The 23,593-nt window shown below is 74.0% G+C and carries 33 protein-coding genes; 28 read left to right on the forward strand and 5 right to left on the reverse strand.

Going from position 1 to position 23,593, the window contains the following annotated elements:
* Window position 1 precedes the first annotated feature (1 nt).
* From rplE to truA, 20 genes are all read left to right on the forward strand, one after another.
* The gene (gene rplE / locus ACI8AK_RS00785) at window positions 2–586 is read left to right on the forward strand and encodes a 50S ribosomal protein L5 (protein WP_387987736.1); all 585 of its coding nucleotides are present in this window, start codon (window positions 2–4) and stop codon (window positions 584–586) included.
* 22 nt (window positions 587–608) lie between these two features.
* Window positions 609–794, forward strand: a complete 186-nt coding sequence (locus ACI8AK_RS00790) for a type Z 30S ribosomal protein S14 (RefSeq protein WP_012950469.1) — start codon at window positions 609–611, stop codon at window positions 792–794.
* Between the two features lie 122 nt (window positions 795–916).
* Complete coding sequence (gene rpsH / locus ACI8AK_RS00795; RefSeq protein ID WP_456901390.1) at window positions 917–1,321, forward strand: 30S ribosomal protein S8; 405 nt, start codon at window positions 917–919, stop codon at window positions 1,319–1,321.
* Window positions 1,322–1,335: 14 nt separating this feature from the next.
* On the forward strand, window positions 1,336–1,875 hold the full coding sequence (gene rplF, locus ACI8AK_RS00800; protein ID WP_387987731.1) for a 50S ribosomal protein L6: 540 nt from the start codon (window positions 1,336–1,338) through the stop codon (window positions 1,873–1,875).
* Complete coding sequence (gene rplR / locus ACI8AK_RS00805; RefSeq protein ID WP_387987729.1) at window positions 1,875–2,282, forward strand: 50S ribosomal protein L18; 408 nt, start codon at window positions 1,875–1,877, stop codon at window positions 2,280–2,282. The genes rplF and rplR overlap by 1 nt, the downstream gene beginning before the upstream one ends.
* Window positions 2,283–2,322: 40 nt before the next feature.
* Window positions 2,323–2,937 (forward strand): 30S ribosomal protein S5, encoded by a 615-nt coding sequence (rpsE, locus tag ACI8AK_RS00810; protein WP_387987727.1) that lies wholly within the window; start codon window positions 2,323–2,325, stop codon window positions 2,935–2,937.
* Between the two features lies 1 nt (window position 2,938).
* A complete protein-coding gene (gene rpmD / locus ACI8AK_RS00815) occupies window positions 2,939–3,118 on the forward strand; it encodes a 50S ribosomal protein L30 (protein ID WP_387987725.1) in 180 nt (59 codons plus the stop codon).
* Between the two features lie 13 nt (window positions 3,119–3,131).
* Window positions 3,132–3,575: a 50S ribosomal protein L15 gene (rplO, locus tag ACI8AK_RS00820; protein ID WP_387987723.1), complete on the forward strand. Its 444-nt coding sequence runs from the start codon at window positions 3,132–3,134 to the stop codon at window positions 3,573–3,575.
* Between the two features lie 183 nt (window positions 3,576–3,758).
* Complete coding sequence (gene secY / locus ACI8AK_RS00825) at window positions 3,759–5,069, forward strand: preprotein translocase subunit SecY (RefSeq protein ID WP_387987721.1); 1,311 nt, start codon at window positions 3,759–3,761, stop codon at window positions 5,067–5,069.
* On the forward strand, window positions 5,069–5,677 hold the full coding sequence (locus tag ACI8AK_RS00830; protein ID WP_387987719.1) for an adenylate kinase: 609 nt from the start codon (window positions 5,069–5,071) through the stop codon (window positions 5,675–5,677). Before secY ends, ACI8AK_RS00830 begins: the two co-directional genes overlap by 1 nt.
* A 70-nt stretch (window positions 5,678–5,747) precedes the next feature.
* Window positions 5,748–6,551, forward strand: coding sequence for a type I methionyl aminopeptidase (gene map / locus ACI8AK_RS00835; protein ID WP_387987718.1), 804 nt, complete (start codon window positions 5,748–5,750; stop codon window positions 6,549–6,551).
* Between the two features lie 313 nt (window positions 6,552–6,864).
* Window positions 6,865–7,086 (forward strand): translation initiation factor IF-1, encoded by a 222-nt coding sequence (gene infA, locus ACI8AK_RS00840; RefSeq protein WP_012950459.1) that lies wholly within the window; start codon window positions 6,865–6,867, stop codon window positions 7,084–7,086.
* A gap of 73 nt (window positions 7,087–7,159) precedes the next feature.
* Window positions 7,160–7,273 (forward strand): 50S ribosomal protein L36, encoded by a 114-nt coding sequence (rpmJ, locus tag ACI8AK_RS00845; RefSeq protein ID WP_012950458.1) that lies wholly within the window; start codon window positions 7,160–7,162, stop codon window positions 7,271–7,273.
* A 15-nt stretch (window positions 7,274–7,288) separates the two neighbouring features.
* On the forward strand, window positions 7,289–7,669 hold the full coding sequence (rpsM, locus tag ACI8AK_RS00850) for a 30S ribosomal protein S13 (protein WP_089402121.1): 381 nt from the start codon (window positions 7,289–7,291) through the stop codon (window positions 7,667–7,669).
* A gap of 95 nt (window positions 7,670–7,764) precedes the next feature.
* Complete coding sequence (gene rpsK / locus ACI8AK_RS00855; protein WP_012950456.1) at window positions 7,765–8,172, forward strand: 30S ribosomal protein S11; 408 nt, start codon at window positions 7,765–7,767, stop codon at window positions 8,170–8,172.
* Between the two features lie 35 nt (window positions 8,173–8,207).
* Window positions 8,208–8,834 carry a 30S ribosomal protein S4 gene (gene rpsD / locus ACI8AK_RS00860; RefSeq protein ID WP_089402122.1) on the forward strand — a complete coding sequence of 209 codons (627 nt, stop codon included), beginning with the start codon at window positions 8,208–8,210 and terminating at the stop codon, window positions 8,832–8,834.
* Between the two features lie 162 nt (window positions 8,835–8,996).
* A complete protein-coding gene (locus ACI8AK_RS00865; protein ID WP_387987713.1) occupies window positions 8,997–10,073 on the forward strand; it encodes a DNA-directed RNA polymerase subunit alpha in 1,077 nt (358 codons plus the stop codon).
* A gap of 147 nt (window positions 10,074–10,220) precedes the next feature.
* Entirely contained in the window at window positions 10,221–10,844 is a 624-nt protein-coding gene (gene rplQ, locus ACI8AK_RS00870) for a bL17 family ribosomal protein (RefSeq protein WP_456954859.1), read from the forward strand.
* The gene (locus tag ACI8AK_RS00875; protein ID WP_387987711.1) at window positions 10,841–11,218 is read left to right on the forward strand and encodes a hypothetical protein; all 378 of its coding nucleotides are present in this window, start codon (window positions 10,841–10,843) and stop codon (window positions 11,216–11,218) included. The genes rplQ and ACI8AK_RS00875 overlap by 4 nt, the downstream gene beginning before the upstream one ends.
* 73 nt (window positions 11,219–11,291) lie before the next feature.
* A complete protein-coding gene (truA, locus tag ACI8AK_RS00880) occupies window positions 11,292–12,074 on the forward strand; it encodes a tRNA pseudouridine(38-40) synthase TruA (RefSeq protein WP_456954951.1) in 783 nt (260 codons plus the stop codon).
* Here truA and ACI8AK_RS00885 read toward each other — a convergent pair.
* Together ACI8AK_RS00885 and mobA are read right to left on the reverse strand one after the other, a co-directional pair.
* Window positions 12,071–12,766: an NAD(P)H-binding protein gene (locus tag ACI8AK_RS00885; RefSeq protein ID WP_456954860.1), complete on the reverse strand. Its 696-nt coding sequence runs from the start codon at window positions 12,764–12,766 to the stop codon at window positions 12,071–12,073. The genes truA and ACI8AK_RS00885 overlap by 4 nt on opposite strands.
* A complete protein-coding gene (gene mobA, locus ACI8AK_RS00890; RefSeq protein ID WP_387987707.1) occupies window positions 12,763–13,353 on the reverse strand; it encodes a molybdenum cofactor guanylyltransferase in 591 nt (196 codons plus the stop codon). The genes ACI8AK_RS00885 and mobA overlap by 4 nt, the downstream gene beginning before the upstream one ends.
* Before the next feature lie 41 nt (window positions 13,354–13,394).
* Between mobA and fdhD the strand changes: the two genes are divergently transcribed.
* Entirely contained in the window at window positions 13,395–14,225 is an 831-nt protein-coding gene (gene fdhD, locus ACI8AK_RS00895) for a formate dehydrogenase accessory sulfurtransferase FdhD (protein WP_456954861.1), read from the forward strand.
* A 100-nt stretch (window positions 14,226–14,325) separates the two neighbouring features.
* Here the strand turns inward: fdhD and ACI8AK_RS00900 are convergent, their stop codons facing one another.
* From ACI8AK_RS00900 to moeA, 3 genes are read right to left on the reverse strand one after another with little or no spacing between them, the layout of a single operon-like run.
* A complete protein-coding gene (locus tag ACI8AK_RS00900; RefSeq protein ID WP_456954862.1) occupies window positions 14,326–14,829 on the reverse strand; it encodes a MogA/MoaB family molybdenum cofactor biosynthesis protein in 504 nt (167 codons plus the stop codon).
* On the reverse strand, window positions 14,826–15,293 hold the full coding sequence (moaC, locus tag ACI8AK_RS00905; RefSeq protein ID WP_387987701.1) for a cyclic pyranopterin monophosphate synthase MoaC: 468 nt from the start codon (window positions 15,291–15,293) through the stop codon (window positions 14,826–14,828). Before moaC ends, ACI8AK_RS00900 begins: the two co-directional genes overlap by 4 nt.
* On the reverse strand, window positions 15,290–16,483 hold the full coding sequence (moeA, locus tag ACI8AK_RS00910) for a molybdopterin molybdotransferase MoeA (protein WP_456954863.1): 1,194 nt from the start codon (window positions 16,481–16,483) through the stop codon (window positions 15,290–15,292). Before moeA ends, moaC begins: the two co-directional genes overlap by 4 nt.
* On the opposite strand from moeA, the gene ACI8AK_RS00915 reads away from it, so the two are divergent.
* From ACI8AK_RS00915 to glmS, 7 genes are all read left to right on the forward strand, one after another.
* A complete protein-coding gene (locus tag ACI8AK_RS00915; protein ID WP_456954864.1) occupies window positions 16,463–17,518 on the forward strand; it encodes a PfkB family carbohydrate kinase in 1,056 nt (351 codons plus the stop codon). The genes moeA and ACI8AK_RS00915 overlap by 21 nt on opposite strands.
* Before the next feature lie 76 nt (window positions 17,519–17,594).
* On the forward strand, window positions 17,595–18,080 hold the full coding sequence (locus tag ACI8AK_RS00920) for a beta-class carbonic anhydrase (protein WP_387987695.1): 486 nt from the start codon (window positions 17,595–17,597) through the stop codon (window positions 18,078–18,080).
* A gap of 319 nt (window positions 18,081–18,399) precedes the next feature.
* Entirely contained in the window at window positions 18,400–18,843 is a 444-nt protein-coding gene (rplM, locus tag ACI8AK_RS00925; RefSeq protein ID WP_387987693.1) for a 50S ribosomal protein L13, read from the forward strand.
* Complete coding sequence (gene rpsI, locus ACI8AK_RS00930; RefSeq protein WP_387987691.1) at window positions 18,840–19,259, forward strand: 30S ribosomal protein S9; 420 nt, start codon at window positions 18,840–18,842, stop codon at window positions 19,257–19,259. Before rplM ends, rpsI begins: the two co-directional genes overlap by 4 nt.
* An 11-nt stretch (window positions 19,260–19,270) precedes the next feature.
* Window positions 19,271–20,620 (forward strand): phosphoglucosamine mutase, encoded by a 1,350-nt coding sequence (gene glmM / locus ACI8AK_RS00935; RefSeq protein ID WP_387987689.1) that lies wholly within the window; start codon window positions 19,271–19,273, stop codon window positions 20,618–20,620.
* Window positions 20,621–20,689: 69 nt separating this feature from the next.
* Window positions 20,690–21,529 (forward strand): DUF427 domain-containing protein, encoded by an 840-nt coding sequence (locus tag ACI8AK_RS00940; protein ID WP_387987687.1) that lies wholly within the window; start codon window positions 20,690–20,692, stop codon window positions 21,527–21,529.
* A gap of 88 nt (window positions 21,530–21,617) precedes the next feature.
* Entirely contained in the window at window positions 21,618–23,492 is a 1,875-nt protein-coding gene (glmS, locus tag ACI8AK_RS00945; RefSeq protein ID WP_387987685.1) for a glutamine--fructose-6-phosphate transaminase (isomerizing), read from the forward strand.
* The last annotated feature ends 101 nt before the right edge of the window (window positions 23,493–23,593 follow it).

Here is a 23,593-nt window from a genome sequence, read left to right on the forward strand (position 1 = left end):
GATGACTGCACCCACCCGTGAGCTCCCGCGCCTGCTGGCGCACTACCGCGAGTCGATCGTGCCGGCCCTCCAGGAGGAGTTCGGCTTCGAGAACGTCATGCAGATCCCGCGGCTGACGAAGATCGTCGTCAACATGGGCGTCGGCGAGGCGACCCGCGACGCGAAGCTGATGGACGGCGCGGTCCGCGACCTCACCGCCATCACCGGCCAGCGCCCGGCCGTCGTCCGGGCCCGCAAGTCCATCGCCCAGTTCAAGCTGCGCGAGGGCATGCCCATCGGCGCCAAGGTCACCCTCCGCGGCGACCGCATGTGGGAGTTCCTCGACCGGCTCCTGGCGCTGGCCCTGCCCCGCATCCGCGACTTCCGCGGCCTGAACGCCAAGCAGTTCGACGGGCACGGCAACTACACGTTCGGGCTGACCGAGCAGTCGATGTTCCGCGAGATCGACGTCGACAAGATCGACCGTCCGCGCGGCATGGACATCACGCTGGTCACCACCGCCACGAACGACGAGGAGGGTCGCGAGCTGCTCCGCCTCCTGGGCTTCCCGTTCGCCGGCCAGCCCGTCGTCACCACCATCCGCTGAGCCGGGCCGAGGAGACAGACAGATGGCCAAGAAGGCGCTGATCAACAAGGCGGCCCGCAAGCCCAAGTTCGCGGTCCGCGGCTACACCCGCTGCCAGCGGTGCGGTCGTCCGCACTCGGTCTTCCGCAAGTTCGGCCTGTGCCGGATCTGCCTGCGGGAGATGGCGCACGCCGGCGAGCTGCCGGGCGTGAGCAAGTCCAGCTGGTAGTCCGCACCACCCGCCCCGCGCGCTGACCGCGCGGGGCGGGCCCCCAGCTCCACCGTTCGCCGAGAGGCCCACGCGAGGGACGCGTGAGGAACCGCGGCGAGAGAGGCACGACACCCATGACGATGACCGACCCGATCGCGGACATGCTCACGCGGCTGCGCAACGCGAACACGGCCTACCACGACTCGACGCGCATGCCGTCGTCGAAGCTCAAGACGCACATCGCCGAGATCCTCCAGCAGGAGGGCTACATCGCCGGCTGGCGCGTCGAGGACGTCGAGAAGGACGGCGCCACCCGCAAGGAGCTGGTGATCGACCTCAAGTTCGGCCCCAACCGCGAGCGCAGCATCGCCGGGGTGCGCCGGGTGTCCAAGCCGGGCCTGCGGGTCTACGCGAAGTCGAACGCCCTGCCGAAGGTCCTGGGCGGCCTGGGGGTGGCCATCATCTCCACCTCGACCGGGCTGCTGACCGACCGGCAGGCGACCAAGAAGGGCGTGGGCGGGGAAGTCCTCGCCTACGTCTGGTAAGAGGAGCGAGCGAGATGTCACGGATCGGACGACTGCCGGTTCCCGTGCCCGGTGGCGTGGACGTCACCATCGACGGCCAGACGGTCAGCGTGAAGGGCCCCAAGGGCACCCTGTCCCACACCGTCGCGGCGCCCATCACGGTCGCCCGGGGCGAGGACGGCACGCTGAGCGTCCAGCGGCCCGACGACGAGCGCGAGAGCCGGGCGCTGCACGGCCTGTCCCGCACCCTGATCGCCAACATGATCACCGGCGTCACCGAGGGCTACACCAAGACCCTCGAGATCGTCGGCGTCGGCTACCGCGTCCAGGCCCGCGGCTCGGACCTGGAGTTCGCGCTCGGCTACAGCCACCCGGTGCCGGTGCGTGCCCCGGAGGGCATCACCTTCACCGTCGAGTCGCCCACCCGCCTGCGGGTGACCGGCATCGACAAGCAGCAGGTCGGCCAGGTGGCCGCCAACATCCGCGGCCTCCGCAAGCCCGACCCGTACAAGGGCAAGGGCGTCCGCTACCAGGGCGAGGTCGTCAAGCGCAAGGTCGGGAAGACGGGTAAGTGATGGCACAGACCGAGAAGGCCGCTCGGGTGCACACGCCCGTCGGCACCGACATCAGCACCGCGCGCCGCGTCTCGCGGCTGCGCCGCCACAACCGGCTCCGCAAGCGGGTCTCCGGCACGCCGGACCGCCCGCGCATGGTGGTCAACCGCAGCACGCGGCACATCCACGTGCAGGTGGTGGACGACACCGCCGGCCGTACGCTGGTGAGCGCCTCGACGCTCGACGCCAGCCTGCGCGGCGCCGAGGGCGACAAGTCCGCCCTGGCCCGCCGGGTGGGCGCACTGGTCGCCGAGCGCGCCCAGGCCGCCGGCATCACCAAGGTCGTCTTCGACCGCGGGGGCAACCGCTACCAGGGCCGCATCGCCGCGCTGGCCGACGGCGCGCGTGAGGGCGGGCTGGACTTCTGATGAGCAGCACCGCCAACCAGCAGATCGAGAGGGACGTCTGATGCCAGGACCACAGCGACGCGGCGGCGGCGCCGGCGGCGGCAACGACCGCCGCGACCGTCGTGACGGCGGGCGGGGGCCCGGCGGCGCGCCTGCCGAGAAGAGCAACTACATCGAGCGCGTGGTGGCCATCAACCGCGTGTCGAAGGTCGTCAAGGGTGGTCGGCGCTTCAGCTTCACCGCCCTGGTGATCGTCGGCGACGGTGACGGCACCGTGGGCGTCGGCTACGGGAAGGCCAAGGAGGTGCCCGCGGCGATCGCCAAGGGCGTCGAGGAGGCCAAGAAGCACTTCTACAAGGTGCCGCGCATCGCCAGCACCATCCCGCACCCGGTGCAGGGTGAGGCCGCTGCCGGTGTCGTGCTGCTCAAGCCGGCCAGCCCTGGTACCGGTGTCATCGCCGGTGGCCCGGTGCGCGCCGTCCTCGAGTGCGCCGGCATCCACGACGTGCTCTCGAAGAGCCTCGGCTCGTCGAACCCGATCAACATCGTGCACGCCACCATGCAGGCGCTGAAGGAGCTCGTCCGGCCCGAGGAGATCGCCGCCCGCCGCGGGCTGCCCCTCGAGGACGTCGCCCCGGCCGCCATGCTGCGGGCGCGTGCGGGCCAGGGGGTCTGACATGGCGCAGCTGAAGGTGACCCAGGTCCGGTCGGCGATCGGCACGAAGCCCAACCAGCGGCAGACGCTGCGGTCCCTGGGCCTCAAGCGGATCAACGACACGGTCGTGCAGGAGGACCGTCCCGAGATCCGCGGGATGGTCGCCACGGTGACGCACCTCGTCGCCGTCGAAGAGATCTGAGCAGGGACTCGTCATGACTCTCAAGGTCCACCACCTGCGTCCGGCCCCGGGCGCCCACACCCCCAAGACGCGCGTCGGCCGGGGTGAGGGCTCCAAGGGCAAGACCGCCGGTCGCGGCACCAAGGGCACCGGGGCGCGCGGCAACACCTCCGCGCGCTTCGAGGGCGGCCAGACGCCGCTGCACATGCGGCTGCCCAAGATGTCCGGCTTCAAGAACCCGAACAAGGTCGTCTTCCAGGTCGTCAACCTCGACCGGATCGCGTCCCTGTTCCCGCAGGGCGGGCACGTCGACCCCGACACGCTCGCCGACGCCGGCGCGGTCCGCCGCGGCCAGCCGGTGAAGGTCCTCGGCACCGGTGAGCTGGGCGGCGTCCAGGTCACCGTGCACGCGCACGCCTTCTCGGCCTCCGCCGCCGAGAAGATCGCCGCGGCCGGGGGCAGCACCACCCGCATCTGACCGCCGACGACCCCCGGGTGCCCCATCGCCCCGGGGGTCGTCTGCTGTCCGGCCCGCGCGCCCCCGCGTCCGGGCCCCGGGGAGTCGCCCGCCCCGCCCGCCGGTGTGCCACCGGTGAGGGAGGGTGTGACCGGCGCGACCCCCGTCGTTGCTAACCTCATCCGACCGAGCAGGGGAGGGCACGTGCTGCAGGCGTTCGCCGCGGCGTTCCGGACGCCAGACCTCCGGCGCAAGTTGCTGTTCTCCCTGGCGATCATCGCCGTGTACCGGCTGGGCGCCTCGGTGCCCGGCCCGGGGGTCTCCGTCGAGGCCATCAACAGCTGTCTCGAGCAGGCGCAGGCGGGCAGCCAGCGCGACGTCTACTCGCTGGTGAACCTGTTCTCCGGCGGGGCGCTGCTCCGGCTGTCGATCTTCGCGCTGGGGATCATGCCGTACATCACCGCCAGCATCATCGTGCAGCTGCTGGTCGTGGTGATCCCGCGGTTCGAGCAGCTGAAGAAGGAAGGGCAGTCGGGCCAGCAGAAGCTGACCCAGTACACCCGCTACCTGACGATCGCCCTGGCGATCCTGCAGAGCACCGGGATCATCGCCCTGGCCCGCAGCGGCCAGCTGTTCCCCGGCTGCCAGCAGGACATCATCCCGTCGGACAGCATCTGGACGACGGTCGTCCTCGTGGTCGCCCTGACCGCCGGCACCGCGGTGATCATGTGGCTCGGCGAGCTGCTCACCGAGAAGGGGATCGGTAACGGCATGTCCGTGCTGATCTTCACCTCGATCGCGGCCCGCATCCCCGCCGAGGGCGGCTCGATCCTGCAGACCCGCGGCGGCGTCGTCTTCGCCGTCGTCTGCGCCTTCGCCCTGCTGATCATCGGGGCCGTCGTCTACGTCGAACAGGCGCAACGGCGCATCCCGGTCCAGTACGCCAAGCGCATGGTCGGCCGCCGCATGTACGGCGGCACCTCGACCTACCTCCCGCTCAAGGTGAACCAGGCCGGCGTCATCCCGGTCATCTTCGCCTCGTCGCTGCTGTACCTCCCGCAGCTGATCACCCAGCTCCAGGGTGACGAGACCGGCCCGGTCCGGCAGTTCTTCGAGAACTACGTCATCGACCAGAGCAGCCCGGTGCACGTCGCGCTGTACTTCGGCCTGATCGTGTTCTTCACGTACTTCTACGTGTCGATCACGTTCAACCCGGAGGAGCGGGCCGACGACATGAAGCGCTACGGCGGCTTCATCCCCGGCATCCGCCCGGGCCGGCCGACGGCGGAGTACCTGCAGTACGTGCTGTCCCGGATCACCCTGCCCGGGTCGATCTACCTGGGGATCGTCGCGGTGCTGCCGAACTTCTTCCTGTCGATCACGCAGCAGGGGGCGAACCAGAACTTCCCGTTCGGCGGGACCGCAGTGCTGATCATGGTGGGAGTGGGCTTGGAGACCGTGAAGCAGATCGAGACGCAGCTCAACCAGCGCAACTACGAAGGGTTCCTGAAGTAGTGCGCATCGTGCTGCTGGGCCCGCCGGGAGCCGGCAAGGGGACCCAGGCCCAGATCATCGCCGGCCAGCTCGGGGTGCCCGCCATCTCGACGGGCGACATCTTCCGCGCCAACGTCAGCGGGCAGACCGAGCTCGGCCGCAAGGCCAAGGTCTACATGGACGCCGGCGACCTCGTCCCGGACGAGATCACCGTCGCGATGGTCAAGGACCGGCTCGCCGAGCCCGACGCCAAGGCCGGGTTCCTGCTCGACGGCTTCCCCCGCACGATCGCCCAGGCCGAGCAGCTGCGCGGCTCGCTCGAGGAGCTCGGGCACGGACTCGACCGCGTCGTCGAGCTGGTCGTCGAGGAGGAGGAGCTGGTGCGCCGGCTCTCCGGCCGCCGGATGCTCGTCGACGGCGAGTGGGTGCAGCGCGACGACGACAGGCCCGAGACCGTGCGGCACCGCCTCCAGGTCTACCGGGAACAGACCGCCCCGCTGTCCGGGTTCTACGACGGCGAGGGGTTGCTGTCGCGCATCGACGCGATCGGCACCATCGAGGAGGTCACCGCCCGGGTGATGACCGCCCTGGGCCGGCCCGTCCAGCCCGGGCAGCCGAGCGACGGCTGAGGGGACGGCGCCGCCCATGTCGGCCGGGATCCTGACCCGCCTCCCGCTGCTGGCGAAGTGGAGTGGACGCATGATCCAGATCAAGACACCGCACGAGATCGAGCTGATGCGCGGCGCCGGCCTCGTCGTCGCCAAGGCGATCGCCGCCGTCCGCGCCTCGGTCCGCCCCGGCGTGACCACCGGGGAGCTCGACGCGATCGCCGAGGACGTCATCCGGTCGTCCGGGGCGATCCCGTCGTTCCTCGGCTACCACGGCTTCACCGGCAGCATCTGCGCGTCGATCAACGACGAGGTCGTGCACGGCATCCCGGACCCGGAGCGCACCCTCGCCCAGGGCGACAACATCTCCATCGACTGCGGCGCCATCCTCGACGGCTGGCACGGCGACTCGGCGGTCACGGTGACCGTCGGTCCGCCGTCGGCCGAGGACGCCGCGCTCATCGACGTCACCGAGCGGTCGATGTGGGCCGGGCTGGCGAGGGCCGTGGCCGGCGGCCGGCTGACCGACATCAGCTCCGCGGTCGAGCAGGTCGTCACCGCCGAGGCGCACCCGTACGGGATCGTCGACCACTACGGCGGGCACGGCATCGGCACCGAGATGCACCAGGACCCGCACGTCCTCAACTACGGCCGGCCCGGTCGCGGCCCGCGGCTGGTCCCCGGCCTGGCGCTGGCGATCGAGCCCATGGTGACCGTGGGCGACCCGGCCACCGCCGAGCTCGAGGACGGCTGGACCGTGGTCACCAAGGACGGCTCCCGGGCCGCCCACTTCGAGCACACCGTCGCCATCACCCCCGAGGGGCCCTGGGTCCTGACGGCGGAGGACGGCGGCGTCGCGGGACTGGCCCCCTTCGGGATCACCCCGCGCACCTGAGCCGGCCTCCTCGCCCCACCACTCGCGGGCTCGTGACGGGACTCCCCCGAGGGGGGCCGGCGGCCCACCCGGGGTGTTCCGTTGTGACAGAGGCCGGGTTGGAGCGCCCCGCTGCGCGGGGTACAGTGAACGACGGCGTTCGCGCCGTCCTGTCGTCGTGCTGTGGCCGCACGACCCGGGACGCCCTCGCGGGAGCGCCTGCACCACCTGATCTGCAACCACCGCGTTCGACCCGACCGGCATCCGGCGCGGTCGCATGCGACTCCAGCACCACACCAACCAGCACCACCGAGTCAGGGAGGCCGTGTCGGGCATGGCGAAGAAGGACGGGGCCATCGAGGTCGAGGGTCGCGTCGTCGAGCCGCTGCCCAACGCGATGTTCCGGGTCGAGCTGCAGAACGGGCACCGGGTGCTCGCCCACATCAGCGGCAAGATGCGCCAGCACTACATCCGCATCCTGCCCGAGGACCGCGTCGTCGTGGAGCTCTCGCCCTACGACCTGACCCGCGGTCGCATCGTCTACCGCTACAAGTGACCGCCGCCGGCGCGGGGCACCTCCGGGTGCCGCGTGGGCGGCCATCGATCGACAGGAATGAGGGGCGGCACCGGTGAAGGTCCAGCCGTCGGTGAAGAAGATCTGCGACAAGTGCAAGGTGATCCGCCGGCACGGCCGGGTCATGGTCATCTGCGACAACGCCCGCCACAAGCAGCGGCAGGGCTGAGGGAGTACCTGAGACATGGCACGACTGGCCGGCGTCGACCTGCCCCGCGAGAAGCGGATGGAGATCGCGCTCACCTACATCTACGGGATCGGCAAGGCGCACGCCAAGGAGACCCTGGCGGCGACCGGCGTCAGCCCGGACCTGCGCGTCAAGGACCTCGGCGACGAGGACCTGCTGAAGCTGCGCGACTACATCGACGAGCACTTCCGCGTCGAGGGTGACCTCCGCCGCGAGGTGGCCGCGGACATCCGTCGCAAGATCGAGATCGGCGCCTACCAGGGCCTGCGGCACCGCCGTGGCCTCCCGGTGCACGGTCAGCGCACCCGCACCAACGCGCGCTCGAGCAAGGGCCCGCGCAAGACCATCGCCGGCAAGAAGAAGGCCGGCAAGAAGTAAGCCGCGCAGCGGCCCGTCGCGGCGACCCGGGAGGGCGGGAGCGGCGGGCTGCGCGTGTGTTTCCAGGCCATACGTCAGAAGGAATCCGGAGAGACATGCCTCCCAGGGCTCGCGCCGCGGCCGGTGCCAAGAAGGTCCGCCGCAAGGAGAAGAAGAACGTCGCCCACGGCGCCGCTCACATCAAGAGCACGTTCAACAACACGATCGTGTCGATCACCGACCCGACCGGCAACGTGATCAGCTGGGCCTCGGCCGGCCACGTCGGCTTCAAGGGCTCGCGCAAGTCGACGCCGTTCGCCGCCCAGATGGCCGCCGAGAACGCCGCGCGCAAGGCCCAGGAGCACGGCATGCGCAAGGTCGACGTCTTCGTGAAGGGCCCGGGCTCGGGCCGCGAGACCGCGATCCGCTCGCTGCAGGCCACCGGCCTCGAGGTGGGGCAGATCCAGGACGTGACGCCGCAGCCGCACAACGGCTGCCGCCCCAAGAAGCGCCGCCGGGTCTGACCGGCCACTGACGAGAAGAACGAGGAGTACCTGACGTGGCCCGTTACGCCGGAGCCGACTGCCGCATGTGCCGGCGCGAGAAGATGAAGCTGTTCCTCAAGGGCAGCAAGTGCGAGTCCCCGAAGTGCCCGATCGAGATCCGGCCCTACCCGCCGGGCGAGCACGGCCGGGGCCGCAGCAAGGACAGCGAGTACCTCCTGCAGCTGCGCGAGAAGCAGAAGGCCCGCCGCATCTACGGCGTCCTCGAGAAGCAGTTCCGCGGCTACTACGAGGAGGCCAACCGCAAGACCGGCAAGACCGGTGAGGTCCTGCTGCAGATCCTCGAGTCCCGCCTGGACAACGTCGTGTACCGGGCCGGCTGGGGCGAGAGCCGCGACATGGCCCGCCAGCTGGTCAAGCACGGCCACATCCGGGTGAACGGCCGCAAGGTCGACATCCCGTCCTACCGGGTCAGCGCGAACGACATCATCGAGGTCGCCGAGAAGTCGCGGCGGATGGTGCCCTTCGAGATCGCCCAGGCCCGCGCCGGCGAGCGCCCCGTGCCGCCGTGGCTGGAGGTCATCAGCGGCCAGCTGCGCGCCGTCGTGCACAGCGTCCCGGCCCGCCAGGTGATCGACACCCCGGTGCAGGAGCAGCTGATCGTCGAGCTCTACTCCAAGTAAGCAGAAGGACCCCTCTGCAGGGTCCCACCGCTCGTACGCTCGCGGCGGGACCCTGCAGAGGGGCCGACGGCCCCGGCGGGCGGACCGATGTCCGCCGGGGCCCGCACCACCCCCTCACGGCGTCATATGGCGGGCGCCGGAGGACCCAAGGGAGAACACACGATGCTCATCGCACAGCGTCCGACGCTGACCGAGGAGACCCTCACCGAGCAGCGCTCGCGGTTCGTCATCGAGCCGCTCGAGCCCGGCTTCGGCTACACCCTCGGCAACTCGCTGCGCCGCACCCTCCTGTCCTCGATCCCCGGCGCTGCCGTCACCAGCATCCGGATCGAGGGCACCCTGCACGAGTTCACGACCGTGCCCGGGGTCAAGGAGGACGTCACCGAGATCATCCTCAACCTCAAGGGCCTGGTCGTCAGCTCCGACTCCGACGAGCCGGTGACCATGTACCTGCGCAAGCAGGGCCCCGGTGAGGTCACCGCCGCCGACATCGCGCCCCCGGCCGGTGTCGAGGTGCACAACCCCGACCTGCACATCGCCACCCTCAACGGCAAGGGCCGCCTCGAGATCGAGCTGGTCGTCGAGCGGGGCCGCGGGTACGTCCCAGCGCCGCAGAACAAGCAGCCCGGCCAGGAGATCGGCCGCATCCCGGTCGACTCGATCTACTCGCCGGTCCTCAAGGTCACCTACGCCGTCGAGGCCACCCGCGTCGAGCAGCGCACCGACTTCGACCGCCTCGTGGTCGACGTCGAGACCAAGCCCTCGATCGCGCCGCGCGACGCCATCGCCTCCGCCGGCTCCACGCTGGTCGAGCTGTTCGGCCTGCTGCGCGAGCTGAACGTCGACGCCGAGGGCATCGAGGTCGGGCCCAGCCCGGCCGAGGCCGCCGACATCGCGAACTTCTCGATGCCGATCGAGGACATGGACCTCACCGTCCGGTCCTACAACTGCCTCAAGCGCGAGGGCGTGCACACCGTCGGCGAGCTGGTCACCCGCTCGGAGGCCGACCTGCTCGACATCCGCAACTTCGGGGCCAAGTCGATCGACGAGGTCAAGATGAAGCTGGCGGCCATGGGCCTGGCGCTCAAGGACAGCCCGCCCGGGTTCATCCCGACCTCGGTCGAGAGCTACGACGAGGGCTACGAGACCGACGCCTACCAGGGCCACGGCGAGTACGGCACCGAGTACGGGCAGGTCCAGTACGACGACGGCTCCTACCAGGAGACCGAGCAGCTCTGACGCTGCACCGGCCGGGCGGCGGGACGACCGCCGCCCGGCCGGACCGCGTGGGCCCGCCGTGCGCAGGCCCGCCACACTGACGAAAGCGACAGCACCACCCGGATGCAGCCGGCAGACGCCCGCCCGGCCGCGTGAGGAAGGACCGACATGCCCACCCCCACCAAGGGCCCCCGTCTCGGCGGGTCCCCCTCGCACGAGCGGCTGATGCTGGCCAACCTGGCCACGTCGCTGTTCGAGCACGGGCGGATCACCACCACCGAGGCGAAGGCGAAGCGGCTGCGCCCGTTCGCCGAGAAGCTGGTCACCTTCGCCAAGCGCGGTGACCTGCACGCGCGCCGCCAGGTGATGACGGTCATCCGGGACAAGGACGTCGTCCACCACCTGTTCGCCGAGATCGGCCCGCGCTTCGAGAACCGGCCCGGCGGCTACACCCGCATCACCAAGGTCGGCCCGCGCAAGGGCGACAACGCCCCCATGGCCGTCATCGAGCTCGTCGAGGCGCTGACCGTGGCCCAGCAGGCCGTCGGTGAGGCCGAGCGCGCCCGCGGCACCCGCTTCGCCGCCGGCGCCGGCGCGGCCGCCGCCTCCGGTGAGGTCACAGCGGACGCCGTCGAGACCGCCGCGGCCGACGAGGACACCACCGAGGCCGCGGACGCCGACGCGACCGAGGCCGAGGCCGAGGTCACCGACGCCGAGGCGAGCGACGCCGACGACACCGCCGTCGCCGCGGACGCCGAGGCCCCGGCCGGGGACGCGGACGGCGCCAAGTGAGCGAGCAGCCGGGCCAGGGCGGCGACGCCGGCGCGGCCGGGGTCTCCGCCGGCGGCGGCGACCAGGGCGCGACGTTCGAGGGCGAGACCACCGGTCCCGGTGGCGACACCTCGCCGGCCGTGACCTCCGGTGAGGTCGACGCCGAGGCGCAGGAGGTCGTGACCGACCTCTACAACCCGGACGGCGAGCGCCAGGACGACGGCGACGTCACCCCCGAGCCCAGGGCCGAGAACCTGGCCGTGGTCGAGGACCCGGTGCTGTCCCCGGACGTGGCCGCCGCGGCGGCCGCGGAGATCGAGGCCGCGGAGATCGGGGACGCCGCGACCGCGGGCACCCACGCCCCCGGCGGCGAGTCCGCGCCCGACCCGAAGTGACCCGCTGCTGAACACCGCGCACCACCGCGACGAGCCCGCTCCCGATCCCGGGAGCGGGCTCGTCCGTCTCCGGCTGTCCGTCGCCTACGACGGGACGGACTTCTCCGGCTGGGCGCGCCAGCCCGGTCGGCGCACCGTGCAGGGCGAGCTGGAGACCGCGCTGGCCACCGTGCTGCGCGCGCCGACCGAGCTGACCGTCGCCGGCCGCACCGACGCCGGCGTGCACGCCACCGGACAGGTCGCGCACGCCGACGTCCCGCGCGCCGCCTGGGAGGAGCAGCGCGAGCGCCTGGTCCGCCGGCTGCGCGGCCTGCTGCCGCCGGACGTCGCGGTGCCCGCCGTGACGGAGGCGCCGCCCGGGTTCGACGCCCGCTTCGGCGCCCTCGCGCGGCACTACGTCTACCGGCTCACCGACAGCGACGCCGGGCCCCCGCCGCTGCGCCGGGCGGACACCGTCGGCTGGCCCCGCCGGCTCGACGCCGCCGCCATGGACGCCGCCGCCCGCCTCGTGACCGGCGAGCACGACTTCGCCGCCTTCTGCCGCCGCCGCGAGGGCGCCACGACCGTCCGCACGCTGCTGGAGCTGGCCGCGGCCCGCGACGGCGACCTGGTGACCGTCAGGGCCTCCGCGGACGCCTTCTGCCACTCGATGGTGCGCAGCCTCGTCGGCGCGCTGGTCGCCGTCGGGGAGGGGCGCCGGGCGCCGGAGTGGCCGGCCGGCCTGCTCGACCGCCGGGAGCGGGCGGGCGAGGTCGTCGTCGCCCCGCCCGGGGGGCTCACGCTGGTACGGGTCGACTACCCGGCCGACGCCGACCTCGCCGCCCGCGCACTGGTCACCCGCGCCCGGCGCGACTAGGGGAGGGCGGCCACGGCGTCGGCGACGGGGGTGTCGCCGGACACCAGCTCCACCACCTCGTTCGTCTTGCCGGAGTCGAGGAAGGCCAGCAGGACCGCGGCGACGTCGTCGCGGGGGACCTCGCCGTACTCGACGCCGTGGGCGAGGGTGACCCGGCCGGTGCCGGGCTCGTCGGTCAGCCGCCCGGGCCGCACGATCACGGTGTCCAGCGCGGGGCGCGGCAGGATGACGTCCTCGGCGCGCAGCTTCGCCTGCAGGTAGACGGCGAACACCGGGTCCATGCCCTTCGGCGTCCCCTGCCGGGCCTGCTCGACGCCCATCGAGGACACCAGCAGGTAGGGGCGGACGCCGGCGCGCTCGGCGGCGTCGGCCAGCAGGACCGCGGCGCCGTGGTCGACGGTGTGCTTGCGCTCCGCGCCGCTGCCCGGGCCGGCGCCCGCGGCGAACACGACGGCGTCGGCGCCGCGGACGACCTCCGCGACGTCGTCGACCGAGGCGGACTCGAGGTCCAGCACCGCGGGCGTGACGCCGTCGGCCTCGAGGTCGGCGGTGTGGTCGGGGTTGCGGACGATGCCGACGACGGTGTCCCCGCGCCCGGTGAGCAGCCGGCCGAGGCGGCGGGCGACCTGACCGTGGGCACCGGCGATGACGACGCGCATGCGCGGGCCGTACCCGGCGCCCGGGGCGGTCACCCGCCGGCGTCCCTGCGGGCCCGGGCGAGGTCGGCGGGGGTGTCGCAGTCGGTCCACGGCGGCGGGGTGCCCGGCTCCCGGGCGGGGGACCAGCGGGTGACCGTCAGCCGGCCGACCACCCGGCGGACCGGCACCGGGCCGTCCGCGCCGGCCACGGCCGCCCGGAGGGCCGCGGTCCGCCAGACGCCGAGCAGGTACTGGTCGCGGCCGGCGTCGTCGACGACCAGGACGCCGTCGGCGGTCAGCCGCGCCCGCAGGTCGCGGAGCAGCCCGGGGGTCACGAACGGCAGGTCGCCGGCGAGGACGGCGACCACCGCGGTGTCGACGACGGCGAGCCCCGCGCGCATCGCGGCCACCGGCCCGCCGCCGGGCGGCCGCTCGCGGACGACGCGGACGCCGTCGGGGACCGGCTGCGGCGGCCCGACGACGACCCGCGACGCGGCGTCGGGGACCGCGGCGAGGACGGCGGCGAGCATCGTGCGGCCGCCCACCTCCAGCTGCGGCTTGGCCTGGCCGCCCAGCCGGGCCGCGCGGCCGCCGGCCAGGACCACCGCCGCGTAGGGCTGGAGCGGGTCCGGCGCGGTCACGGTCCGACCGTAGGGGCCGCGCATGGGTACCGTCGCCGTTCGTGGGACGAGTCACCAGCCGCACCCCCGTGCTGCGCATCCGGGGCCCCGTGCGCACCACCCGGCCCGACACGGTGGCCGCCGAGGAACCCCTGGAGATCCGGCTGGCCGGGTCGCCCCTGGCGGTTACCATGCGCACGCCGGGCGCGGACTTCGACCTGGTGCACGGCTTCCTGGCCACCGAGGGCGTCATCGGCGGCGTCGAGGACGTCGCCGGGCTGCGCTACTGCGACTCGGTGGACGCCGAGGGCCGCAACACCTACAACGTCGTCGACGTCGACCTGGCGCCGGGCGTGGAGCCGCCGGACACCGCGCTGGACCGCAACTTCCTCACCTCCAGCTCGTGCGGCGTCTGCGGCAAGGCGAGCATCGACGCGATCCGCACCCGCACGCGGTACGACGTCGTCGGTGACGGCACCCGGCTGGAGCTGGCCACGCTGCTGGCGCTGCCCGACCGGCTGCGCGCGGCGCAGGAGGTGTTCACCAAGACCGGCGGCCTGCACGCGGCGGGGCTGTTCACCGCCGACGGCGACCTGGTGGCGCTGCGCGAGGACGTCGGCCGGCACAACGCGGTGGACAAGGTGGTCGGCGACGCGCTGCGCGCCGGCCGGATGCCGCTGGCCGGGCACGTGCTCATGGTCAGCGGCCGGGCCAGCTTCGAGCTGACGCAGAAGGCGGCGATGGCCGGCATCCCGGTGCTCGCCGCGGTGTCGGCGCCGTCGTCGCTGGCGGTGGAGCTGGCCGCCGACGTCGGCATCACGCTGGTCGGCTTCCTCCGCGGCGACGGCTGCAACGTCTACACCCGCCAGGAGCGCATCGTCCTGCCCGACTGACGGCGAGCGTGTGCGCCCACGCCGGTTCTCGGGCCGAGGGACACCGCGCGTACGCACACGCTCGTCGACGCGGCCGGTCAGGGGACGACGTCGAGGTCGATCAGCCACCCCGGGGGTGGTCGCCGCCGCGGAGCTGGCTGACCACGTGGGGGAGCAGCGGGCCGAGGACGGCGAGCCCGTCGCCCACGCCGCCGGGGGAGCCGGGCAGGTTCACGACCAGCGTCCGCCCCGCGGTGCCGGCGATGCCCCGGGACAGCACCGAGGTCGGCACCTTCCCCTCCCCGTGGCGGCGCACCGCCTCGGCCAGCCCGGGCGCCTCCCGCTCGACCACCGCGCGGGTGGCCTCGGGCGTGACGTCGGTGGGGGAGAGCCCGGTGCCGCCGGTGGTGAGGACGACGTCGGCACCGGAGGCCACCGCCTCGCGGAGGACGGCGGCCAGCGCGCCGACATCGTCGGGGCGCACGTGCGGCCCCTCGACGACGAACCCGAGCGCCCGCAGCCCCTCGGCCAGCGCCTGCCCGCTGCGGTCCTCGTAGACCCCGGCCGAGGCGCGGTTGGACGCGGTGACGACGACGGCCCGCGCGTCCGCGGGGAGCTCGCTCACCGCCGCCACTCCCCGCTCTTGCCGCCGGACTTCGCGAGCAGCCGCACGTCGGTGATCGAGGCCCGCGGGTCCACGGCCTTGACCATGTCGATCACCGTCAGCCCCGCCACGGCGACCGAGGTCAGCGCCTCCATCTCCACGCCGGTGCGGTCGGCGGTGCGGGCGGTGGCGGTGATCTCCACGGCGTCGTCAGTGACCTCGACGTCGACCGTCACGCCGTGCAGCGCGATCGGGTGGCACAGCGGCACGAGGTCCGGCGTCCGCTTGGCCCCGGCGATGCCGGCGATCCGCGCGACAGCGACGGCGTCGCCCTTGGGCACGCCCTCCCCGCGCAGCAGCGCCACCACCTCGGGGCTGACCAGCACCCGGCCGGCGGCGGTGGCCTCGCGGGCGGTCACCGGCTTGGCGGAGACGTCGACCATCCGGGCGGCGCCCTTCTCGTCGACGTGCGTCAGCTCGCTCACTGCAGGGCTCCCTCGATCAGGACGACGTCGACCTCGGCGCCCGCGGGCAGCTCGGTGACGTCCTCGGGCACGACGACCAGGCAGTTGGCCCGGGCCAGGTGGGCGACCAGGTGCGAGCCAGGTCCGCCGACCTGGGAGACGCAGCCGGCGTCGTAGCGGCCGCGGAGGAACTGCCGCCGCCCGGCGGGGGAGCGCAGCGGCGCGGTGAGCACCGCGGGCGCGCGCAGCCGGCCGGGCGCGGAGTGCCCGAGCGCCCGGCGCAGCGCCGGGCGGACGAACACCTCGAAGGACACGAACGAGCTCACCGGGTTGCCGGGCAGCGTGACCACGGGGACGCCGTCGACCGTGCCGCAGCCCTGCGGGCCGCCCGGCTGCATCGCGACCTTGACGAACTCGACCGTGCCGAGGGTGCGGAACGCGTCCTTGACCACCTCGTAGGCGCCCGCGCTGACCCCGCCGCTGGTGACCAGCAGGTCGGCCTCGGCCAGCTCGGCGCGGACGGTGGCGAGGAACTGGCCGACGTCGTCGGGCACGAAGTGCAGCCGCCGCGCGGTGCCCCCGGCGTCCTCGGCGGCCGCGCACAGCAGCAGCGAGTTGGACTCGTAGACCTGACCGGGCAGCAGCGGCTCGCCCGGCTCGACGAGCTCGCTGCCGGTGGACAGCACCAGCACCCGCGGGCGGCGGCGCACCCACAGCGTCCGGGCGCCGACCGCGGCGGCCAGGCCGAGCTGCGCGGCGCCGAGCGGGCTGCCGGCCTCCAGCGCGACGGTGCCGGCGGTGATGTCCTCCCCGGCGCGGCGCAGGTGGGTCCCGGCGGCGGGGGCGTCGCGGATCTCGACGACGTCGGTGGCCGCGTCGGTGAGCTCCACGGGGACGACGACGTCGGCGCCCGGGGGCAGCAGCGCGCCGGTCATGATCCGCTGCACGGTGCCCGGCGCCAGGGGGACGACGTCGGTGCGGCCGGCCGGGACGTCGTCGGCCACCGGCAGCCGGGCGGGGAGCGCGCCGAGCTCGGCGGAGCGGGCGGCGTAGCCGTCCATCGCCGAGTTGTCGAAGCCGGGCAGCGGCACCTCCGCGACGACGTCGCGGGCGAGGACCCGGCCGTGCGCCGCGGCCAGCGGCACCTCCTCCTCCCCGAGCGGGGCGAGCAGGGCGGCGACCGCCGCCTGGTGTTCCTCGACCGTGCGCACGCGGTCATCCTGGCGGATGGGCCCCGGCCCGGCTGGCGGGTGCCCGGGGCCGCGGGCAGCGTGGGCGGCACGACCGACGTCGTCGTGCTCGGGCAGGCCGGGCGGGACCTGGTGCTGCAGGTCGGGCGGCTGCCGTCCGCGGGCGGCTCGGCGGAGGTGCTCCGCCGGATCGAGGTGCTCGGCGGCAAGGGCGCCAACCAGGCGGTGGCACTGGCCCAGATGGGCGTCCCGGTGGCGCTGGTCGGCGTGGTGGGGGACGACGGCGACCCGCTGCTCGCCCAGGCCCGCGCCGACGGCGTGGACGTGTCCGGCGTGCGCCGGCGGCCGGGCGTCCCCTCTGCGCTGCTGGTCGACGTGGTGGGGCGCGGCGGCGCGCGCCGGCTGCTCGAGGACGTCCCGGACGGCGTGCTGCTCACCGCCGGCGACGTCGCCGCGGCCGCCGACCTCGTGGCCGGGTGCCAGGCGCTGTCCCTGCAGATGCAGCAGCCGGGGGAGGCGGTGCGCGCGGCGCTGGACCTGGTCCGCCCGGACGCGCTCGTCGTCGCCGACGGCGCCCCCGCCGACGACGCCACCCGCGACGCGCTGCTGGCCCGCGCCGCCGTGCTGCGCGCCGACGCCGCGGAGGCCGCGCTGCTGGTCGGCCGGGACCTCGACGGCGTCGACGACGTCCGGGAGGCCGCGCTCGAGCTCCGGGCGGCCGGACCGCGGCTGGTGGTCCTGTCCGCGGGCGCCGACGGCGAGGTGGTCGCCTGGCGCGCCGGTGGGTCGCGGGCCACGGGCGGCGCGGACCGGCCGGCCGACGGGGTGGTCCGCGTGCCGCTGTCGGACAGCGACCCCGTCGACCCGACCGGCGGCGGGGACGCCCACGTCGCCGGGCTGGTCGCCGCGCTGCTGGGCGGTGCCGGCCCGGCCGAGGCCGCGCGGACCGCCTCGGCGGCGGCCACGCTCACCGTCCGACGGCTCGGCGGCCGCCCGGACCTCTCCCCGGCGGCGCTCGCCGGCCAGGTCGCCCGCGAGCGGGTGGTGGAGGCATAGGAAGCTGTCCCCACGTCCGCGCGCCCGAGGCGTGCGGAGAGCTTCCACTGCCTGACCACACGAGAGGAGCGCCCACGTGGCCGAGTACGAGCGGATGCTGGCCGCCAACGAGGAGTGGGCCCGCGACTTCCGGGGCGGGCTGCCGGTGGCCCCGGCGCGCAGGGTCGCCGTCGTCGCCTGCATGGACTCGCGCATGCCGCTGTTCCCGCTGCTCGGCCTGGCCGTGGGCGACGCGCACGTCATCCGCAACGCGGGCGGCGTGGTCACCGAGGACACCATCCGCTCGCTGACCATCTCCCAGCACGTGCTCGGCACGCGCGAGATCGTGCTGGTGCACCACACCGACTGCGGCCTGCAGAAGACCGACGACGCCTCGTTCGCCGACCTGGTCGAGCAGGCCACCGGCGTCCGGCCGCCGTGGCCCGCGCGCGCGTTCACCGACGTCGACGAGGACGTCCGCGAGTCGATCCGGCTGCTGCGGGAGAGCCCGTTCCTGCTGTCCAAGGAGATCTGCGGCACCGTCTACGACGTCGAGACCGGGCTGCTGCGCCGGGTCGGCTGACCCCCGACCGGGCGGGCGCCTGCGTCCCCGGGTGTGCGACCTGCGCAGACGCCGCCCTCGGCTCCCGCCCGTGACGGGGACACGGGGACGGCGGCTGGGCGCCGCGGTGGCCGGGGCGGTGCTGCCGGCCCAGCGCGACCTCGGCACCGGCTGAGGGAGGACCCCGTCCCTGACGGGGCCGTTCCAGCACGTCATCCGGCTGGTATCGTCGTCGGCTGGTGCGCGGCCGCCGGCTGGTGCGCGCGCGCCGTCGGCGTCTCCCGTCCTCGGTGAGGCGATCCCACCAGCCACCCCGACGACGACGGAGGACACGAGCGCCGTGCGCACGTACTCACCCAAGCCCGGCGAGGTCACCCGCGCCTGGCACGTCATCGACGCCACCGACGTGGTGCTCGGTCGACTCGCCAGCCAGGTCGCGACCCTGCTGCGCGGCAAGCACAAGCCCCAGTTCGCCCCGCACGTCGACGTCGGTGACTTCGTCGTCGTCGTGAACGCGAACAAGATCGCCCTCACCGGCTCCAAGCGCGACCAGAAGACCGCCTACCGGCACTCCGGCTACCCGGGCGGCCTGCGCGCGATCAACGTCGGCGACCAGCTGCGCACCCACCCCGACCGCGTCGTCGAGCGCGCGGTGAAGGGCATGCTGCCGCACAACAGCCTCGGCCGGCAGATGATCAAGAAGCTGAAGGTGTACGCGGGCCCCGAGCACCCGCACGCCGCCCAGCAGCCCCAGACGTTCGAGATCAAGCAGGTGGCCCAGTGACCTCCCCCCTCACCGTGACCGACGCCGAGGGGCGCCCGGTCCAGACCGTCGGCCGGCGCAAGGAGGCCGTCGTCCGGGTGCGCCTCGTGCCCGGCACCGGCCAGTTCCGCCTCAACGGCCGCAGCCTCGAGCAGTACTTCCCGAACAAGGTGCACCAGCAGCTCATCCGCGAGCCGTTCGTGACCCTGGAGAAGGCCGAGCAGTACGACGTCGTCGGCATCCTCAAGGGCGGCGGCGTCACCGGCCAGGCCGGCGCGCTGCGCCTGGCGATCGCCCGCGCCCTCATCGAGGTCGAGGCCGAGGACCGCCCGGCCCTCAAGAAGGCCGGCTTCCTCACCCGCGACGCGCGGGTCAAGGAGCGCAAGAAGTACGGCCTCAAGAAGGCCCGCAAGGCTCCTCAGTACTCGAAGCGCTGACCGGCACCGCCGTGGGTCGCCTCTTCGGGACCGACGGCGTCCGGGGTCGGGCCAACGCCGACCTCACGCCGGAGTTGGCCCTGTCGGTGGCGCGTGCCGCCGCCAACGTGCTCGCCGACCGCGACGGGACCTCGCGTCCCGTCGCGGTCGTCGGGCGTGACCCCCGCGCCAGCGGGGAGATGCTCGAGGCCGCCGTCGTGGCGGGCCTCGCGAGCGCGGGTGCCGAGGTGCTGCGCGTGGGCGTGCTCCCCACCCCGGCCGTCGCGTTCCTCACCGCCGAGACCGGCGCCGACCTCGGCGTCATGATCTCGGCGAGCCACAACCCGATGCCCGACAACGGCATCAAGCTGTTCAGCCGCGGCGGCCACAAGCTGCCCGACGCGGTCGAGGCGGCGATCGAGAGCACCCTCGCCACCTCCCGCCGGAGCACCGACGGCCACCGCCCGACCGGTGCCGACATCGGCCGGGTCCGCGACCTGCCCAGCGCCGTCGAGGACTACGCCGAGCACCTGCTGTCGACGCTCCCGGCGTCGGTGTCCGGACTGCGCCTGGTCGTCGACTGCGCGCACGGCTCGGCCGCCACCGTCGCCCCCGACGTCTACCGCCGCGCCGGCGCCGAGGTCACCGTCATCGGCGGCGAGCCCGACGGCTGGAACATCAACGACGGCATCGGCTCCACCCACCTGGGCCCGCTGACCGACGCCGTCCGCGAGACCGGCGCGGACCTCGGCATCGCGCACGACGGCGACGCCGACCGCTGCCTCGCGGTCACCGCCGACGGGCGGGTGGTCGACGGCGACGCGATCCTCGCCGTCTGCGCGCTGGCGCTCAAGGAGCGCGGCGAGCTGGCCCGGGACACGGTCGTCGCCACGGTGATGAGCAACCTCGGCTTCCACCACACGATGCGCGACGCCGGCATCGCGGTGCACACCACCGCCGTCGGCGACCGCTACGTCCTCGAGGCGCTGCGCGAGCAGGGGCTCAGCCTCGGCGGGGAGCAGAGCGGCCACCTGGTCTTCCTCGACCACGCCACCACCGGCGACGGCCTGCTCACCGGCCTGTCGCTCCTGTCCCGCATGGCCGCCACCGGCGCCTCGCTCGCCGAGCTGGCCTCGGTGGTGCGCCGGCTCCCGCAGACCCTGGTCAACGTCCCGGTCCGCGACCGCATCCGGGTCGTGGAGAGCGAGGCCGTGGGCGGCGCGGTCAACGCCGCCGAGGCCGAGCTCGGGGACGACGGCCGGGTGCTGCTGCGGCCCTCCGGCACCGAGCAGCTCGTGCGCGTGATGGTCGAGGCGCCCACCCAGGAGCTCGCCGACGCGATCGCCTCCCGGCTGGCCGCGGTCGTCGCCGCCGTCGACTGACCGCCGGGCTGGACCGGGGGCGCCGCCCCGGGACGAGCATGGCGCCCACCGGCCCGGCGGGAGGACGCGATGACCGTGCGGATGCGCGACCTGGTCGGCGGGGCCGTCGGCCGGCTCCGGTACGAGCCCACCGCCAAGCGGGTGCGGGCCGAGGCCGACGGCGTCGTCGTCGCGCTCACCGACCGGGCGCTGCTCGTGTGGGAGCCGCGGCGGGTGGTGCCCGCGTACGCCGTCCCGCGCGAGGACCTGCGCGGGACCCTCGCGCCCGCCCCGGCCCCGCCCCCGGACGTCCCGGCGGGCACCGGCTTCGCCGTCCCCGACGTGACCGAGCTGCGCGTGCTCGACCCCCGGGTCCCGTTCTCCGTGCGCAGCACGCCGGGGGAGCCGGTGGCGGTGCGGGTACCGGGCAGCGACCGCGTCGTCGAGGGGTTCTGCCCGGCGGACCCGGCGCTGGCCGGCTACGTCGTCCTGGACTTCGGCGGCTGCGACGCCTGGTACGAGGAGGACGAGCCGCTGCACGGGCACCCGCGCGACCCGTTCCACCGGGTCGACGTCCGGGCCGGGTCGCGGTCGGTGCGGGTGTCGGCCGGCGGGGAGCTGCTGGCGGCCTCCTCCCGGCCGCGGCTGGTGTTCGAGACCCTGCTGCCGGTGCGCTGGTACCTGCCGGCCGAGGACGTCGTCGCCGACCTGGTGCCCAGCGAGACGCGCACCTGGTGCGCGTACAAGGGCCAGGCGGAGTACTGGTCGGTGCGGACCGGCGACGGGCTGGTCCCGGACGCGGTGTGGAGCTACCGGGACCCGCTGCCCGACGCGGCCGGGCTGCGCGGGCTGCTGTGCTTCTTCGACGAGCGCTTCGACGTGGCCGTCGACGGCGTGCCCCGCCCGCGCCCGGTGACGCCCTGGTCCTGACCGGCCCGGTGGGGCGGGTGGGACGGGCTCCGCGTCTCACACCGCAGGGGGACGGATCGGTCCCCCTTCCCCGGTAGCCTCGATACACATGTGCGGCATCGTGGGTTACGTCGGCCCCCAGAACGCCCTGGACGTCGTCCTGGAGGGCCTGCGCCGGCTCGAGTACCGCGGATACGACTCCGCGGGCGTGGCCGTCCGGGTGGACGGCGACGGCTCCGGGGAGCTGGCGTCGGCCAAGAAGGCGGGCAAGCTGGCCAACCTGGAGAAGGTCCTGGCCGACGACCCGCTGCCGGAGTCGACGCTGGGCATCGGGCACACCCGCTGGGCCACGCACGGCGGCCCGACCGACCGCAACGCCCACCCGCACCTGTCGGCCGACGGCCGGGTCGCGGTCATCCACAACGGGATCATCGAGAACTTCGCGCACCTGCGCGCCGAGTGCGAGGCCGCCGGCGCCGAGATGCGCTCGGAGACCGACACCGAGGTCGTGGCGCACCTGCTGGCCGCCGCCTACGCGGAGCTGCCGGCGGGCCCGGGCCGGTTCGCCGAGGCGATGCGCCTGGTCAGCCGCCGGCTGGAGGGCGCGTTCACCCTCGTCGCGGCGCACGCCGACGAGCCCGACACGCTGGTCGCCTCCCGCCGCAACAGCCCGCTGGTGGTCGGCGTCGGCGACGGCGAGTACTTCCTCGGCTCCGACGTCGCGGCGTTCATCGCGCACACCCGCGAGGCCCGCGAGCTCGGCCAGGACCAGGTCGTCGAGATCGACCGCACCCGCGGCCTGACCGTCACCGACTTCGAGGGCGCGCCCGCCGAGCCCGCCGCCTACACCGTCGACTGGGACGCCGCGGCCGCCGAGAAGGGCGGCCACGACTGGTTCATGCTCAAGGAGATCGCCGAGCAGCCGCAGGCGGTCGCCGACACCCTCCGCGGGCGCCTCGGCGACGACGGCGAGCTGCTCCTCGACGAGGTGCGGCTGTCCGACCAGGACCTGCGCGACGTCGACAAGGTCTTCGTCGTCTCCTGCGGCACCAGCTACCACGCCGGGCTGATCGCCAAGTACGCCATCGAGCACTGGACCCGCATCCCGGTCGAGGTCGAGGTGGCCAGCGAGTTCCGCTACCGCGACCCGGTGCTCGACCGCTCCACGCTGGTCGTCGTCATCAGCCAGTCCGGCGAGACGATGGACACCCTCATGGCGCTGCGGCACGCCAAGGAGCAGAAGGCCCGCGTGCTGGCCATCTGCAACGTCAACGGCTCGACGATCCCGCGCGAGTCCGACGCCGTGCTGTACACCCACGCCGGCCCGGAGATCGCCGTCGCCTCGACCAAGGCGTTCCTGGCGCAGATCGTCGCCTGCTACCTGGTCGGGCTGTTCCTCGCCCAGGTGCGCGGGATCAAGTACGCCGACGAGGTCGGCTCGATCGTCCAGCAGCTGCAGCGGCTGCCCGAGGCGGTCGAGCAGGTGCTGACCCAGATGGAGCCGGTGCGGGAGCTGGGCCGGTCGCTGGCCGACGCGGACACGGTCCTGTTCCTCGGCCGCCACGTGGGCTTCCCGGTGGCGCTGGAGGGCGCGCTCAAGCTCAAGGAGCTGGCCTACATCCACGCCGAGGGCTTCGCCGCCGGCGAGCTCAAGCACGGCCCGATCGCGGTCATCGACGAGGGCACGCCGGTGGTGGTCATCGCGCCGTCGCCGGCCGGGCGCAGCGTGCTGCACGGCAAGGTCGTCTCCAACATCCAGGAGATCCGGGCCCGCGGGGCGCGCACCATCGTCATCGCCGAGGAGGGCGACGACGACGTCGTCCCCTACGCCGACCACCTCATCCGGGTGCCGCGCACGCCCACCCTGCTCGCCCCGGTGGTGACCACGGTGCCGCTGCAGATCCTCGCCTGCGAGATCGCCGACACCCGCGGCTTCGACGTCGACCAGCCCCGCAACCTGGCCAAGAGCGTCACCGTCGAGTGAGCTCGTGCACGATCAGGTGAGCTGATCGTGCTGCGTCCTGGCTCGCCGTCGGCGGTGAGCCAGGACGCGTGGCGGTGAGCCAGGACGGCGCGTCCGGCGGG

This window comes from Geodermatophilus sp. SYSU D00867 (genome assembly GCF_054050315.1).